Annotated in this window: 15 protein-coding genes; 8 read left to right on the top strand and 7 right to left on the bottom strand. The window is 55.6% G+C overall.

Annotated elements, in window-relative coordinates; all coding sequences use genetic code 11:
* Positions 1-2: 2 nt before the first annotated feature.
* The 7 genes from BN8_RS19690 to BN8_RS19660 all read right to left on the bottom strand — a co-directional run bounded on the left by BN8_RS19690 (position 3) and on the right by BN8_RS19660 (position 6,237).
* On the bottom strand, positions 3-2,213 hold the full coding sequence (locus BN8_RS19690; protein WP_009283692.1) for a TonB-dependent receptor: 2,211 nt from the start codon (positions 2,211-2,213) through the stop codon (positions 3-5).
* 69 nt (positions 2,214-2,282) lie between these two features.
* Positions 2,283-2,615 carry a DUF6660 family protein gene (locus tag BN8_RS32965; RefSeq protein ID WP_144051782.1) on the bottom strand — a complete coding sequence of 111 codons (333 nt, stop codon included), beginning with the start codon at positions 2,613-2,615 and terminating at the stop codon, positions 2,283-2,285.
* Positions 2,616-2,679: 64 nt separating this feature from the next.
* Entirely contained in the window at positions 2,680-3,465 is a 786-nt protein-coding gene (locus BN8_RS19680; protein WP_009283689.1) for an ABC transporter permease, read from the bottom strand.
* Entirely contained in the window at positions 3,462-4,388 is a 927-nt protein-coding gene (locus BN8_RS19675) for an ABC transporter ATP-binding protein (protein ID WP_009283688.1), read from the bottom strand. Before BN8_RS19675 ends, BN8_RS19680 begins: the two co-directional genes overlap by 4 nt.
* A 30-nt stretch (positions 4,389-4,418) precedes the next feature.
* Positions 4,419-4,742, bottom strand: a complete 324-nt coding sequence (locus tag BN8_RS19670) for a DUF3817 domain-containing protein (protein ID WP_009283687.1) — start codon at positions 4,740-4,742, stop codon at positions 4,419-4,421.
* Between the two features lie 11 nt (positions 4,743-4,753).
* Positions 4,754-5,218: a hypothetical protein gene (locus BN8_RS19665; protein ID WP_009283686.1), complete on the bottom strand. Its 465-nt coding sequence runs from the start codon at positions 5,216-5,218 to the stop codon at positions 4,754-4,756.
* Between the two features lie 80 nt (positions 5,219-5,298).
* Complete coding sequence (locus BN8_RS19660) at positions 5,299-6,237, bottom strand: helix-turn-helix transcriptional regulator (RefSeq protein WP_144051781.1); 939 nt, start codon at positions 6,235-6,237, stop codon at positions 5,299-5,301.
* A 150-nt stretch (positions 6,238-6,387) separates the two neighbouring features.
* On the opposite strand from BN8_RS19660, the gene BN8_RS19655 reads away from it, so the two are divergent.
* The 8 genes from BN8_RS19655 (at position 6,388) to BN8_RS19620 (ending at position 14,983) form a co-directional block, all read left to right on the top strand.
* Positions 6,388-6,765 carry a hypothetical protein gene (locus tag BN8_RS19655; RefSeq protein WP_009283684.1) on the top strand — a complete coding sequence of 126 codons (378 nt, stop codon included), beginning with the start codon at positions 6,388-6,390 and terminating at the stop codon, positions 6,763-6,765.
* Between the two features lie 123 nt (positions 6,766-6,888).
* Positions 6,889-9,243: a TonB-dependent receptor gene (locus tag BN8_RS19650; protein ID WP_009283683.1), complete on the top strand. Its 2,355-nt coding sequence runs from the start codon at positions 6,889-6,891 to the stop codon at positions 9,241-9,243.
* A gap of 24 nt (positions 9,244-9,267) precedes the next feature.
* Positions 9,268-10,464, top strand: coding sequence for a sialidase family protein (locus BN8_RS19645; RefSeq protein WP_009283682.1), 1,197 nt, complete (start codon positions 9,268-9,270; stop codon positions 10,462-10,464).
* Between the two features lie 21 nt (positions 10,465-10,485).
* A complete protein-coding gene (locus tag BN8_RS19640; protein WP_009283681.1) occupies positions 10,486-10,929 on the top strand; it encodes a hypothetical protein in 444 nt (147 codons plus the stop codon).
* A 2-nt stretch (positions 10,930-10,931) separates the two neighbouring features.
* Positions 10,932-11,573, top strand: coding sequence for an SCO family protein (locus BN8_RS19635; RefSeq protein WP_009283680.1), 642 nt, complete (start codon positions 10,932-10,934; stop codon positions 11,571-11,573).
* 139 nt (positions 11,574-11,712) lie between these two features.
* Positions 11,713-12,528 carry an MbnP family protein gene (locus tag BN8_RS19630; protein WP_009283679.1) on the top strand — a complete coding sequence of 272 codons (816 nt, stop codon included), beginning with the start codon at positions 11,713-11,715 and terminating at the stop codon, positions 12,526-12,528.
* Between the two features lies 1 nt (position 12,529).
* Positions 12,530-13,627 (top strand): cytochrome-c peroxidase, encoded by a 1,098-nt coding sequence (locus BN8_RS19625; protein WP_009283678.1) that lies wholly within the window; start codon positions 12,530-12,532, stop codon positions 13,625-13,627.
* Between the two features lie 144 nt (positions 13,628-13,771).
* Positions 13,772-14,983, top strand: a complete 1,212-nt coding sequence (locus tag BN8_RS19620) for a hypothetical protein (protein ID WP_009283677.1) — start codon at positions 13,772-13,774, stop codon at positions 14,981-14,983.
* The last annotated feature ends 46 nt before the right edge of the window (positions 14,984-15,029 follow it).

Genomic DNA, 15,029 nt, shown 5'->3' with positions numbered 1-15,029 from the left:
TTCTATAGCTTTAACTTAAAACCACCGTTAATGATTCGGCCATCGGTTGGGGCATAGATGTCGCTCACGAACGTAGGCTGTTGCGGGGTGCCGGTAACCAGCGTTTCGAACCGCGACTGCCGGACGTCCAGGAAGTTTTCGAAGTTGACAAAAATGCTCCCCCACTTCCATTTTCTCTCAATCATGTACCCCAACGACCAGTACGGCCGCGTCAGACCGCCGTTCGATCGTTGCTGCCGTCCGGTATAAAACGCTTCGAACCCGGTTTTGAGCCGCTCGGTTTCGTAGAGCGTTGTCATGTAGAGCCGGTGTTTGGCCGTGAGCGGCAGCGCATCACTGAGGCCATTGAAGTGGCGTTTGGTGTCGATGAACGAATAACCCAGAAATGCGTGGATGTCTTTGTAGACAACCCGAACGTTCGTTTCAAACCCCCGCGTGTCAATGTGGCCGCGTGCGTTGACGAGCTGCTGCGCGAGCGAAAACCCGATGTAATCCAGAATGACCGGACGGTTTAGCCGCGTATAGAAGAACAACTGATTGACCGACAGCGTGAGATCGTCGGTTAGTTCAGTACGATAGTTAATGTCCCAGTTCAGCCCGGCCGATTCTTCCGACTGTACGTCGCGCACCGATGTCAGGCGAATGTTCCGGAACGACTGCCGTTCGGCTTCTTCCGTAAAGAGGGTCGGGGCCTTGTAGCCCAGGCCGCCCCCCAGCCGGCTCGTCCATTGCGCCGACGCCCGGTAGAGCAGCGAAAAACGGGGCAGCAGAAAAAACTCGGGGGCCTCGCGGTCCGACGTATTGCTGGGGCGGGTAGTAACGAGGTCGCCCCGCAGGCCGCTTTCCAGACTTAAAGCCGGTGATAAGGTCAGCGTATTCTGAATAAAAAGCCCCGTTATACCCTGCCGGTAAACCAGCGGGTCTACTATACTGCCATTCACCGGACTTTCGTTTCGGAATTCGTCCGTCCAGAGGTTAGCGCCAAAAATCCAGTCCGATTTTTGCCGGTGTTTGAAATAGCTGACTTCCGTGAACGTGGAGAGCTGATTCCCATCGAACCGGTACGCGTTGGTTTGGGCAGGCAGGGTAATCGAGCGCCGGAACCGGGAGAAACTGTTTTTTACCGTGAGCGCGGCCGAATTGGCCAGTCGCTTGTCCAGCCGAAATTGCGTGGCTACACGTCGGGAGTCGTTTTCTTCGGTGTAACCATCCTGCCGTTGCTCATGCAGAACGGGTAGGTATCCGCCAATGCGATCCTCATTGCTGTAGATCAGGCCGGCCGACAGCGTCGTTGTCTCGTTCGGGTACCAGAACAGTTTGGGCTGTAAGGTTGTCCGGCGAATGTCCGGAATGTCGGAAAACTGGTCCTTATTGGGGTCGTAGGCCCGCTGCCGGTTGTGCGTTGCGTAGAGCGTAACCCCAAGTTTGCCGTATCGCTGCGCATAGTAGCCATTCAGGTCCAGTCCCAGCGCCGACGTGCCATTCACCAGAAACGACAGTTCCCGTTCAGCAGTAGGGCTTTTTGTGATCAAGTTCACCAGTCCGGCAATGGCCCCGCTGCCGTAGAGTGTAGACTGGCAGCCTTTGATAACCTCAACCTGTTGCAGATTCAACGGGGGGATTTGCATCAGGCTAAGCCCGCTGGCAAAACCGCTGTACAACGGAAAGCCATCCTGCAACAACTGTGTGTATCGGCCGTCGAGACCCTGAATGCGCAGCGTCGCATTGGCCGACGTAACGGAGGTCTGCTGCACCTGGATGCCGGTACTTTCCCGCAGAATAACCGAGATATTACCGGGCTGCATGTTGGCTTTTTCGTCCAGTTCCTCGCCGTCGATTATTTCCACCCGGGTGGGTTCATCGGCTACGGTACGGCCGGTACGTGTAGAGGTAACAATTACTTCCTCCAGTTCTTCGTCCGACGGGGTCAGCGCAATTCGGAGGGTATCAGTCGTAGGAACGGTCACGGTCTGCGTTACCGTCTCAAAGCCCACCGCCGATATCCGGATGCGTTGCGGCCCGGTAGGTACGTTGCGCAGCGTCGCATTGCCTGATGCGTCGGTGACAGCGCCGTTGGAGGTGCCAAGCAATAGAACAGCAGCACCGGGAATAACCTGTTGAGCCAGGCGGCTACGAACGGAGAGCCGGAGCGAGTCCTGACCAAAGGTAATGTTGGATAGACTAAGTAGTAAGAATAAACAAACGTTTTTCATCGTGTCGAATGGATACAATGGGACAATCAGCCGGTAGATGGTCGGCCGGAAAAAATCCAGGAAAAACGTTCAGAGTTTTGGGGGCTGCCAGATAGACGCGGTTACGTCTTCGTGATGAATGGGATGGTACGCAAAGACTGACGGAGTCAGTAATCGACAGGCCGTTTGCGGCAGCAGGCCGCTGATCGACGGCTGCGGTACGGTAAAGCCGACGCAGGTAGCGCAGTGGCAAAACGGGCTGCACGGGGCCTGGTGGTGGTCATCGTCGTCGTGCGAGTCGGGAGCGCCGGCCACCGGTAAGCTGGCACTGGAAACGGCGTGCGCGTGGCAGTCGCTGTCGGGGCAGGGGAGTCCCGTCAGCACCAGTACGTACATCGCCAGAAGCCAGATGAGCCGTTTCATGGCCACAAATGTACGCGGGTACCAGGTGCAACCGGTAGTCAAAAAAGAGCAGGAATGACAAATATTAGCCAAATGTTTGTGCTTCACTCCGCCGACGTGCCCATACCGCTATCGCTAACGCCCCGATAAGGTATCCCGCCAGCACAATGATATGGATCAGTATCGTATTAAACGATGCCGGTCGCACAACCGACAACGCCAACTGACCGGCATGATAGGTTGGCCAGAGTGGAGCAATATCAGCCAGCATTGGATTGCCCCTGGCTACCATCTGCATCGGTACCACAATGCCCGATATTGACGATACGAACAGGTACAGGATAACGAGGATCAGCGGAGCTGAGTTAGGGCCAATCAGCGACCCCAGCGCCAGACCGATACTGGACAGCGGAATTGAACAGCCCACCAAGGTCAGCAGCAGAAGCGAGGCCGTTGTCAAGGGCAACCGGACACCGAAAACAACCGTTGCTTCCAGCAGCAGAAGCAGTACGGCAACGGCTGTGAGTGTGGTACTGACAACCAATTTACCAACAACAGGAACCCAAGGTGAAATGGGGGCCGGGCGTAATGTTCGTATCCATCCCTGGCCGCGTTCAATGGCAGACCCTACGCCAAACCCGAACAGAGCAATGCCGAACGTAGCGAACGTACCTAATGTGGTTAGCAGGTAGAGCCGCGTGGAAATGCCCTCTGTCAGGGGCGGCATCCGCTGGTTGCTGCCTGTCGATAGGTAAAACAGCATTGGAACGCACAAAAGCGTAATCAGATACACCGGCATCCGGGCGAATTTCAGCCATTCATATCTGGCCTGCGTCCGGTACATTGTCAGGATGCGGCTAGTTGCGGTCATTTGCTCTCCGGGATAAGTGGCTGTTGGTCCGTTAAGCGGAGAAACGCTTCTTCGAGACCGACACCTGTTACGTCCAGATCAGAAAGGGTCGGGTCGAGCGCGAGCAGTGTACGCAGTACCATCTCGACTTCGTGCGTCAGCAGGTACGTTAGACTGCCTTCGTTGTAGGCGTCCGCGACCAGTGGCATGGACTGAAGCAGAGCTACGTCAAGGCGGGTGCGGCAGCGAATGCGTTTACCACCCACCTGGGCTTTAATCTGTTCGGGGGTTCCATCGGCAATAAGTCGCCCCCGGTTGAGCAGCACAATCCGGTCGGCCAGGGCATCGGCCTCCTCCAGATGGTGCGTCGACAGAATGACAGTCCGGTCCGTTCGGGCAAAATGCCGTACCTGCTGCCAAAGCAGACTGCGCGAGGTCAGGTCGAGACCGGCCGTGGGTTCATCCAGCACCAGAATATCGGGATTACCGCAAATGGCAATGCCAAACGCTACCCGCCGACGCTGCCCACCCGAGAGCTTCCCAAATTTCTGCTGACGTATCTCCGCCAGACCCGCTACGTCCAGTACGAAGTCCAGCGGAAGGGGCAATTCGTAATAGCTCGACCACAAATCAATCAACTCATGAACTCGCAGCGTATCCGGAGCGCCAATATCCTGGAGCATCGCGCCGACCACTTGCCGGCTTTTGGGTTGGCGCGGGTCGTTGCCCAGCAATTCAACCCGGCCACTGTCGGGCTTCATCAAGCCCAGCAATAACCCGATGGTTGTGGATTTCCCCGCGCCATTGGGGCCGAGCAGCGCTACCACCCCACCTTGCGGAATCGTCAAATCAAGCCCATCGACGGCTTTGGTGTTACCGTAGCGTTTGCTTACCTGCGTGAAGCGAACCGCGGGCGTATCGAGCTGAGGTGGTGGACTAATCATCCGGATCAGGCAGTTTAGCGAGGGGACTTTTTACTTCGGTTCCGCTTCGTCAACGGTGCGGGGCAACATCTTCAGGTCGACGTAGAACGTACCGAACGGAATAAACGAAGCCGCAGCGGCAATCAGTGTTTTGCGGACGTTCCAGCGCAGTTCAGCATTGGCCTGCAACAGATACAGCATGTACAGAATAAACAGGATACCGTGAATCATCCCGACGTTCTGGACCAGCCACGGCTGACCCCACACGTACTTGAGCGGCATGGCAATGAACAGAAGAACCAGAAACGAAATCCCTTCGAGCCAGGCAACCAGCTTGAATCGGCCGATTCGCGTGAAAAGCAATTTAGAGAGCATACGATGAATAGCTAGAATGTTCGGAAATAGGGCCGTTGCGCCAGGGGCGAAAACGGCCACGGAATGGCTATCAGGATAACAATAAGAGCGGCCAAAAAGTACAACGCTACGGTACGATGTTTGGCCAGAGCCGTTTCCGCACGTCGGCCGAATGACGAACCCAGGGTCAGCACCACAACCGCAAGCAGCATCAGGCTGATGTGAATCAGGCCAAAGAAACTGAATTCCAGCGATCCTGCAACCGCGCTGAAGTTCGCCCGGAAATAGCTGGTGATCGGACTTTTAAAATAGAGCACAAACCCAATCAGCAACTGGAGGTGGGCAATCGACGTAGCGGCACTACGAAGCGCCCCGTCGACTTTGGAATACGGTCGGTTGGTAAGCCAGCCATGCAGGGCGGCCAGTAGGGTTCCTATCAACGTCAGCAGCACGAGCCACCGCAGGTAAGAGTGAACAGGCAGAAGAATGTTGTACATCGTGGGTAAATTAACACGGTGCAAAGGTCCGGTCTGCCGGGCAAAACGGTGAGTAGTTATCGAACCATTATTAGGACAAATCAATCCTTTTTTCGGAATTCCTGGGGAGTAAGACCGGTTGCCTTCCGGAAGAATCGGCTGAAATAGGATTGGTCATTAAAACCGAGCCGGAACGCAATCTCCCCAACGGGCTGGTCCGAATGGCGGAGCAGTACCTTGGCTTCCAGCAGCCGGGCTTCGGTAATGAGGGTGCTGGCGGGCTGGCCGGTTACCTCCCGAACCGCCTTGTTGAGGTGGTTGGGCGAGACGCCGAGCTGGTCGGCGTAGACCGTCAGGGGCAGGTGGCAGCCGGTGTGCTGGCTGATCAGTTGCCGGAGCCGCTCGGTCAGTTCATACGCCCGACCCGGCCTGGGTTTGGCCCCCGCTACGGGTAAGGCATTCTTGATTTCGTAGCAAAGCGTAACCAGATAGGCGTCGATCAGGCTGAGGTCATTACTGGACGTATGTTCGTCGAGCAGCCGTTCAAACACCGACGTAACGGCAAGGCTGATCTTGTTGGGCAACGTAATGGCCCTGTCGGCCATAGCCGTATGCAGCACATCCAGCTCCCGGACCATGTGTTCGCGGTGGTAAAGCCGAATGATGGTGTCCAGACTGAAGTGGCAATAGAACCCCGCTACGTCGTCGGATAGGTAATTCACGCTGGCGATCTGACCGGCCAGCAACAGATGAACGCTGCCCGGCTCCATCTGAATCGTGCTCAGGTTGCAGCCCCGAACCAATCGGCCGCTGGTGACAAACACCAGTTCGTTCACATCCCGACGATGCGGCTGGGTAGGTAGCCGGAGCGCCTGGCGAAAATTCTCCAGCCGGGTTACGTAAAAATCTTCGACCGTTGGGTGCAGAGTCGGTGCCTGGCGGTCGCCCCCGAGGACGTACTGCTTCCAGAGGTCGGCGGTCGTTAGTCTGGGTATGTCGGTAGTCGGCGCGAGCATGGCTGGTTGGTAAAAATCAATCACAAAGGTAGTGGCTAAATGAATGCAGGGCGTAGGGGGCGTTTTTGCGCAACAGGGGTTGGAGCGTGGCTACCGGCCAGCGAATAAATCTGCCGTGTAGTTGACCACTCAACCAAAAGCGTGCGTACTTTTGCCACGTATCTCTCCTGTTTCATGCGTACCCTGCTGGTTTATATACTGCTCGTGTCCACACTGCTGCCGACTGTCAGTCAGTGGGGAACCATCGCGTATTACCATGCCAACAAGGAGTACATCGCCCGCGTTCTCTGCGAAAATCGCGATAAACCCCAACTTCACTGCGACGGCCACTGCTTCCTGGCTAAACGGTTGAAGGCACAGCAGGAAAAGCAGGATCAGGAAACTACCGAGCGTGTCCAGCATATACCGACGCTGCAGTTGTTCTGCCAATCCCATGTGCCGTTTGCCTTTGGCGCGTCAGTCACGGATCTTCCGTTGGCCGGCCTTCCCAAGTACCTGCTCCACGCCTATGCAGCTCCACTTGATGGGCTGTTGCAGCCACCCCAGGCTTAGTTGATCTGATCTGGATGCACACCTCCGGCCTGAATGGGCCGGCCGTGTCGCCTTATGGCCGTTTCCGTCCGGATACGCAACCGGCGGTATTGGCCTGATCCTATCAACCTAAGCAAAAACTTCATGATTATCTCCAGACGATTAGTACCGTGGGCGTTTTCGCTCATGGCGATACCTGCCGTTTGGGCGCAGCAACCCGTGAGCGGACGGGTGTTTGATGCGCTGACGAAAGAACCCCTCGCCGGTATAACCATTTCGGTTCCCGGCCGTACGATCGGTACCGCTACGGATGCGGCCGGTCATTTTTCCCTGCAAACGACGGCCGATTCGCTCATGGTCAGTGGTGTTGGCTACCGCAGACAGACGGTTGCAGTACGGGCACAGCCCATTCGCATAGCGCTCGAACCGGCCGTTGAAGATCTGCAACTGGTTGTTGTGACGGGTAGCCGGGAAGCAGCCCTGCGTACCGAAACGCCCATTGCCATCTCGAAGCTCTCGTCACAACTGATCAACGAAACGAAGCCGACGAGTATCTACGAGGTCATCAACAAAGCCCCCGGTGTGCTGATGGTGAACCTGAACAACGAGCAGCACATGATGGCCATTCGCCAGCCGATGACCACCAACGCCTATTTCCTCTACATGGAAGACGGCGTACCGATTCGGCCGATGGGCGTGTTCAACCACAATGCCCTGCTCGAAATGAATCAGTTCACGGTTAGTTCGATGGAGGTGGTCAAAGGCCCGGTCTCGTCGATTTACGGGCCGGAAGCTGTGGGTGGAGCCGTCAATTTCATTACCCAGCGCCCTACCGCCGTGCCCACTGCCCGCGCTGGTATCCAGGTCGATCAGTGGGGTTACCAACGGCTTCAGGTTGGAGCCGGAGCGCAGCAGGGTACGTTTGGCCTGTATGTCGGTGGATTCGTGTCGCGGCAGCGCGATTCGTGGCTGGCCCGGTCGGATTATGATAAATCGTCGTACTTTGCCCGGCTCGAATACGCCGTTTCGCCCCATACCCAACTGACGGGTACGGTTTCGTACAACAACTACAACTCGCAGACGAGTGGGAGTGTAGACAGCACCGCTTTTTTTGCCCGGCAATACGTGAGCACGACCGATTTTACGTATCGCAAAACGGTTTCGTTCCGGAGTCGCCTGACCTTCGAACACGATTGGAAAGACGGGTCTGAAACATTCATTACGGCTTTTGTTCGTACCAACAGCCTGGGGCAGAACCCAACGTACTCGATCCGATGGACAAGTGGTTCGTCTACCGCTACGGGGCAGATCAACAGCAACGATTTCAGGAGTACCGGTTTTATCGCCCAGCATACCCAGCAGGTCAGTTTCCTGAAAAGTAAGCTTGTTGTTGGGGCCACGCTCGATCTGTCACCCAACACGTACTACGCCTACCAGACTGAGCTCGCGGCTGATCTCCGGCCCGATAAGAAATCGGTGCTCAAATACACCCAGCTCCGTGAGCGGCCGGATGTACAGTTAGCTAATTATCAGGCGGATATTCAAAGTACAGCGGTTTATGCGCAGTATGATCTGGAGCCACTGCCTAAGCTGCGGCTGTCGGCTGGGCTGCGCTACGACCGAATGGCATTTGATTATACCAATGCCCTGGATAAAAGCACGGGCAATAAGGCCTACAGTCAGGTGACGCCCAAACTTGGCGCTACCTACGACCTCGGTGCAGGTAGAGGACCATCCAGTCTGGGCCTCTACGCCAATGTTGCTACAGGGTTCTCGCCCCCAGCGCTCACGTCGATTTTTTTGAAACGTAGCAGGCCTACAGCATCCGGCGAACTGTTCTACTACAACCTACAGCCCGCCCAGTTTACTAACCTGGAAATTGGTGGATGGGCGTCGGTGCTGAACAATAAGGTGTACGTCGATGCCGCGCTGTATCAGATGACGGGTGCAAACGAACTCCTCAACATTCGTCAGCCCGACAACTCGTTCGACTATCAGTCGGCGGGGAAAACGATGCACCGGGGTGTTGAACTGGGGGTGACGTATCGGCCGTCAAAACAGGTGTTTTTTCGGTTCAGCGGTACGCACGCCATCCATCGATTCGTCGAATTTACCTTGAGCCAGCGAGCGTCGGATGCGGTACAGAACGTCAACGGGAAGGACATGCCTTCGGCCCCGCGCTGGCTGTGGAATTCCGAGATCAGTTACTATCCGGCCTGGTTCCGGAATTTCCGGGCGTCACTGGAGTGGCAGCACGTAGCGGGCTGGTACCAGAACCAGATCAATTCGGTTCGCTATGGCGGCTACGATTTTGCCAATGTGCGGTCGGGGTACCAATGGAAAGGCATCGAGGTATTTGTCAATGTGCTGAATGTGACGGATGTTCTTTACGCCACCAATGCCACGCGTGGGAACAACGCGACCGATCGCACAACCTACACACCAGCCGCGCCGAGGACGTTCGTAGTGGGCGTTCAATACAATTTCACGGGTAAGTAAAACGCAATTTCACCACGCATAGTCATGAGAAGTCTGTCTATTATCACGTTGCTACTGGCGTTTTTCGTCGGGAAACCGGTCGTCGAAACCCGCCTGTCGAACCCCGCTTACGTGGGAGCAACCCCTCGCCTGACCACCGACGCGGCCGGAAATCCGCTGCTGAGCTGGGTTGAAAAAGAAGGCGATAAAGCCGCAGGATTTTACGTCGCTCGGTCTGGCGATGGCGGGCGGACGTTCGGGAGCAAGATTCGGGTTCAGGCACCCGCTACCCTTTCGGTCCATGCTGAAGGGATGCCAAAGCTGGCCGTTAAAGCCGATGGGACCATGCTGGCCCTTTTTGAGATCAGCAAACCAACGGCCGACTCACCCCGCGCCAGCGACCTGCTGTATGTTACGTCGGCCGATGGCGGCAAAACCTGGACGATGCCTAAGCCCCTTCACCGCGATACGACACCCGGCAAAGGTCATTCGTTCAGCGACCTGACGCGCCTGCCCAACGGGGAAATCGGCATCGTCTGGCTGGATGAAAAATTGCCCGATCAGGAAGGACGTAGTGTTAAATTTGTGCAGACGAAACCTGGGGGTGGGTTTACCGATGAAGTGATTGTGGATGAAAATGCCTGTCAGTGTTGCCGAACCAACGTGTTCGTCGATGCCAGGGGCCAGATTCACCTGACGTACCGTGACTTGCTGCCCAACGGTGACCGTGATATCAGTCATGTCGTGTCGGCGGATGGTGGCCAGACGTTCAGTCGTCCGCAGGTCGTTTTTGCCGATCACTGGACCGTCAATGCCTGCCCGCATACGGGACCCGTAGTGACGCAGGCTGGCGATGCAGTTTTTGCCACCTGGTTTTCGGGAAAGGAAGATGCCGTGGGGCTCCGGCTGGCAAAGCTTGGAAAGTCTCAGTTGGAAGCAACCGTCCTGTCTAACCGGGCAAAACATCCACAGGTAGTAGCCGCTGGCGACCGGCTGGTCTGGCTGTGGGACGAATCGGTTCGTAAGCCCGGTCAGGCCGCCGACGAACCCATGCCGGCCTACAGCCAGAAAATCGCGCTCCGGACCAACCCAACCGGACCAACGACTTACCTGACAACGGATGCGGTGAACGCCAGCTATCCGGTTGGGCTGGCTACATCACACGGTCTGCTGATCGCGTATGAGGAGCGAAATGGGGAGGAGAACGCCGTAATTGTTTATCGATTTGTAGATTCGTTGTAAAAATAAAGCCTTGCTGAAACCATGAAAATACACGTAGTAGTTATCGCCCTGGGCCTGCTGGCCGGTGCCTGTCAGTCGAAATCAGATTCTCATTCAGAACATAACCACGCCGTTGCTGAAAGCAGCGCCGGTCCCGTTGCTGACCTCGAACAGCAGGTCATGGCTGTTCACGACAGCGTTATGCCCAAGATCAGCGACATCCTGCGGCTGAAAAAGGAGGTGACGGCCAAGGTCGAAAAAACAACGGACCCGGCCGCCAAAGAAATGGGGGTGTCAATCAACAGCCGATTGACCGAGGCCGACAAAGCCATGATGGACTGGATGCACCAGTACAACGGCGATACGCTGGGTAAACTCGATCAGACCAAAGCGGTCGAATACCTCAAGGATCAACAACGGAAGGTTAACGACGTTCGCGACCAGATGCAGAAGAGCATCGCCGACGCTCAGAAGTATCTGCAATAGCCATGCAGCTCAAGCAACTGTTAATCTGTATCAGCCTGTTAGCGGGGCTGGCCGGATGCGCCTTGTCGGCGGAGAAGCTGCCGGTGCTGGGCGAACCCCAGATGATGAAGAAAATGGTCGACGGGAAAGAGATTGAGGAGCTGGTGTACCCAACCATCCCTGACTTCTCGTTCACGAATCAGGAGGGGAAAACCGTTACGCAACGGGATGTCGACGGAAAAATCTATGTCGCTGATTTCTTCTTTGTGACCTGTCCTACGATCTGCCCCATCATGAAAAAGAACATGCTGGAGGTGTATCAGGCGTATAAGGACAGCCCCGACGTTCGGATCATCTCGCACACCATCGACCCGGAACACGATACGCCCGCCGTGCTGAAACAATACGCGCAGGACATCGGCGTAACGGGCGACACCTGGCAGTTTGTGACCGGCAACCGGGAGACGATTTACGACATTGGTGAACACCATTATCTGGTGACGGCGAAGGCCGATTCGACCGCACCGGGCGGCTACATTCACAGTGGTGCGTTTGTGTTGGTCGACAAGGAGAAACATATCCGCGGCATGTACGACGGTACAACCGAGGAGGGGACGAAGAAGCTCATTGCCGACATCAAAAAACTACGGGACGAGTACCGGTAAAACCGAGTAGTCGGAACCGGATTAGAAGTCGGTTAGGGCTAATACTTTAGTCTGTTTGTGTTCGTTATCCAGACAGATAACCGGCTGTTTAGACAGCCGGTTATCTGTCTCATAGAGATTTACACGTTACACTATCAACATGAGAAACTTCTGCTACTTCATGCTCGCCCTCCTGCTTGGCGTATCGGTCTGGGCCTGCAATGACCCCGATCCTGAATTTGGTGTCAACGAATTCGGCCGGCTGCAACTGGTGTTCGACAACGTGGTCGGCACGGAGGATCTGCGGCTTCAAACGGGTATCTACAACAACGCGGCCGGGGAGCAGTTCTCGGTTTCGCTGCTCAACTACTTCGTTAGTAATGTTCGCCTGAAGCGCGCTGATGGATCCGAATACGTAGTGCCGCAGGACAGCAGTTATTTCCTGATCAAGGAAGCCGAACCTGCGTCGCAGACCGTAACGATCACTAACGTACCCGCCGGGGATTATGTAGGTGTGTCATACCTGATTGGGGTGGACAGCCTGCGCAGTACGATGGATATTAGCCGTCGGAAGGGCGTGCTGGAACCGGCTGGCGCGCACAACGGCGGCATGTACTGGGATTGGAATTCGGGCTATATTTTCTTCAAGCTTGAAGGCGTCTCACCACAGGCACCCGTTAATCCGGCTGGAACAAGAAGCTTCGTTTACCACGTCGGTTTTTTCGGTGGCTATGAAACGAAAACCATCAACAATCTGCGGACGGCCACTCTATCGTTCGGGTCGGACGTAGCGCAGGTATCAGCTACCAATACCCCACGATTAACGATCCGGGCCGATATTCTCCGGGTGTTTGACGGGGCGCAGCGGGTCAGCATCGCCCAGAACAACAACGTGATGGTGTCGCCATTCTCGGCTACAATTGCCAGCAACTACGCTAACATGTTTCAATACAGTCAGCCCGTAAAGACGAACTGAAATGAAGCGGTGGCAGGGACTTGGGGTGTTGATCAGTGCCGGTCTGTTCGGGCTGGTGGTATCGTGTCAGTCGAACGCCCCGGTTGAGCCGGTCGATCCAACTGAGCCGGAACCTCCGCAGTACCAGACAACACCGTACCCGTGGCAGAAACCGGCCAATTTTCCCGATCCGGTGTATGACTTCAGCAAGAATCCGCTGACGCAGGAGGGCGTCCGGCTCGGAAAGACACTGTTTTTCGACGGCACACTGTCGCACGACGGCACCATCACCTGCGGATTCTGTCACATTCCGGAAGCGGCTTTTGCGCATACCGACCATACACTGAGCCACGGTATCCGCGATCAGATTGGCCCGCGTAACGGCCTGAACATCCAGAACGTAGCCTGGAGCCGGACGTTCTTCTGGGACGGTGGCATTCGCGATCTGGATCTGCTGCCCATCGCACCGATTCAAAACCCGGTTGAGATGGGCGATACGCTGACGCGGGTGCTGGAAAAGGTGCGGAAAAGTGCGAAGTATCCACCCCTGTTCAAAGCCGCGTTCGGCACAACGGAGGTAAGTCAGGAGCGGTTTCTGAAGGCTCTGTCGCAATTCATGCTGACAATGGTGTCGGCCAACTCGCGGTACGACAAGTACGTCCGGAAAGAAGCGGGCGGCACGATGAATGAGCAGGAACTCCGTGGCCTGAATCTGTTCAAACAGAACTGCTCGACCTGCCACGCGGGCGAGCTGTTCACCGACCAGAGTTTCCGGAACAACGGCCTGCTGCCCAACCCGAACGCACCCAAACCAGACCTGGGCCGCTACAACATCACCCTGAATGAATCGGACAAGAACAAATTTCGGGTGCCGAGTCTGCGGAATATTGAGAGGACTTTGCCTTATATGCACGATGGGCGCTTTTCATCCCTCGAAGCCGTTCTGAACCACTACGCCAGCGGAGTAAAAGACAATGCCGCGCTCGATCCGGTGCTGAAGCAGAATGGACAGGTAGGCATTGCCCTCACGAAACAGGAGCAGCAGGATATCATCGCGTTCCTGCGTACGCTCACCGACCAGCAGTTCGTAGCCGATCGGCAGTTCCAGCCAGAGCGATAATTCATACATAGCATTCAACTTGATACGCAGCGGTTCCAGGGTACGCCCTGGAACCGCTGCGTATTTTTATGCAACGTTATTGCAAAAAGTTAAATCGGATGGTTATATTTGCAACATTGTTGCAAGTATAACCATCCGATTCCTATGTTTTCTTTTACGCAATCGCATCGTTTCCTATTGGTAGTTTCACTGGGCTTGTTCAGTACGGCCTGCGATCGGAATAACGACCAGCCTGCTCCCGTCGAGCGCGAAGCGGCTTTCGCCCGTCTGCTAGTCAGCGATGCCGAAACGCCTGCCCTGTCGCTGGTGAACCCCGCAAAAGGCACCAGTGAGTCCTTCCAGGCCAAGTTTGTCGGCTCGAATCTGTATCCGACCAAAAGCGGGCGGTTTGCGCTGGTGCTTAATTATGCCAACAACTACGTACAGTTTTTCGACAGTGGCATCGAGAATCATAACGACCATGCTCATGTGGTTGGAACGCCAAAGTGGGCAACCCTGACATCGGAAGCGGCTAAGCCCACGCACACCTACTTCTGGGGCAACCGGATTGCCGTGTTCAACGACGGCGAAGGGTCACTCACCCTGACCCGTGAGGAAGATCTGCACAATGCGAGTGTAAAACCAAAAATTGTCAAGGTAGACGTACCGCATCACGGCGCTGTAGTGGCGTACAGCAATAATACGTTCGCCGTGACGGAGAAAGACGGCACCGTAGCCAGCACCTTACCGGAGCGCGTGAAGATTGTGGATGAAAACGGTACGGTGCTGAAGAAGTCCGTGTTGGCCACTAAGGGCATCCACGGCGACGCGGGAAACGGACAAGTGGCCTTGTTCGGCCATCCTGATGGGATTTTGGTGGTGGATCAGGAAGGTAACCAGCGGAATATCACTTACCCGGCCAGCATTGGGAAGGAATGGCTCGGTACGGTTATGTACAACGAAGGAGCTGACGCGTTTTACGGTTTCAGCGCAAAAGCAGGTGTTTATCGGATCGACGTCAACCAGAACAAAATTACGCCGGTGCTGGAGAGTACCCAGATTGCCGCGTTCCGGGTTGATAACGAAGGCCGCGACGTGTATGCGCTCTTGAACGACGGTACGTTACAGAGCTTCGACGGCAAGACCAATGCACCGCTGAGGTCGGCTAAGGTCATTGACGTGATTGACCCGAATGCCAAAGTGAAGCCCGATATGACCATCTCCCGGCGGTTTATTTACATTACGCAGCCGGACAAAGGCGAGATTCGGGTGGTTCGCCGGGGGACGTTAACAGCCGCTGAAGCCCTGAAAGTGAGTGGTAAACCGGCCAAAGTTATTGTCATCGGCGCGCAGCAGGATGTAGAAAAGGATGATTAATTCATAGATTACTCTTTAAATAGCCCTGCTTAAGTAAGTGGGGCTT

The sequence above is a fragment of the Fibrisoma limi BUZ 3 genome, from assembly GCF_000296815.2.
GTDB lineage: Bacteria > Bacteroidota > Bacteroidia > Cytophagales > Spirosomataceae > Fibrisoma > Fibrisoma limi.
Note: the sequence above shows the minus strand (reverse complement) of the source record. Positions and strands in the feature narration are given on the sequence as shown.

Bases quoted from the DNA above. Each gene is read 5' to 3' on its own strand.
- BN8_RS19690 (WP_009283692.1), bottom strand. From the start codon at position 2,213: ATGAAAAACGTTTGTTTATTCTTACTACTTAGTCTATCCAACATTACC.
- BN8_RS32965 (WP_144051782.1), bottom strand. From the start codon at position 2,615: ATGAAACGGCTCATCTGGCTTCTGGCGATGTACGTACTGGTGCTGACG.
- BN8_RS19680 (WP_009283689.1), bottom strand. From the start codon at position 3,465: ATGACCGCAACTAGCCGCATCCTGACAATGTACCGGACGCAGGCCAGA.
- BN8_RS19675 (WP_009283688.1), bottom strand. From the start codon at position 4,388: ATGATTAGTCCACCACCTCAGCTCGATACGCCCGCGGTTCGCTTCACG.
- BN8_RS19670 (WP_009283687.1), bottom strand. From the start codon at position 4,742: ATGCTCTCTAAATTGCTTTTCACGCGAATCGGCCGATTCAAGCTGGTT.
- BN8_RS19665 (WP_009283686.1), bottom strand. From the start codon at position 5,218: ATGTACAACATTCTTCTGCCTGTTCACTCTTACCTGCGGTGGCTCGTG.
- BN8_RS19655 (WP_009283684.1), top strand. From the start codon at position 6,388: ATGCGTACCCTGCTGGTTTATATACTGCTCGTGTCCACACTGCTGCCG.
- BN8_RS19650 (WP_009283683.1), top strand. From the start codon at position 6,889: ATGATTATCTCCAGACGATTAGTACCGTGGGCGTTTTCGCTCATGGCG.
- BN8_RS19645 (WP_009283682.1), top strand. From the start codon at position 9,268: ATGAGAAGTCTGTCTATTATCACGTTGCTACTGGCGTTTTTCGTCGGG.
- BN8_RS19640 (WP_009283681.1), top strand. From the start codon at position 10,486: ATGAAAATACACGTAGTAGTTATCGCCCTGGGCCTGCTGGCCGGTGCC.
- BN8_RS19635 (WP_009283680.1), top strand. From the start codon at position 10,932: ATGCAGCTCAAGCAACTGTTAATCTGTATCAGCCTGTTAGCGGGGCTG.
- BN8_RS19630 (WP_009283679.1), top strand. From the start codon at position 11,713: ATGAGAAACTTCTGCTACTTCATGCTCGCCCTCCTGCTTGGCGTATCG.
- BN8_RS19625 (WP_009283678.1), top strand. From the start codon at position 12,530: ATGAAGCGGTGGCAGGGACTTGGGGTGTTGATCAGTGCCGGTCTGTTC.
- BN8_RS19620 (WP_009283677.1), top strand. From the start codon at position 13,772: ATGTTTTCTTTTACGCAATCGCATCGTTTCCTATTGGTAGTTTCACTG.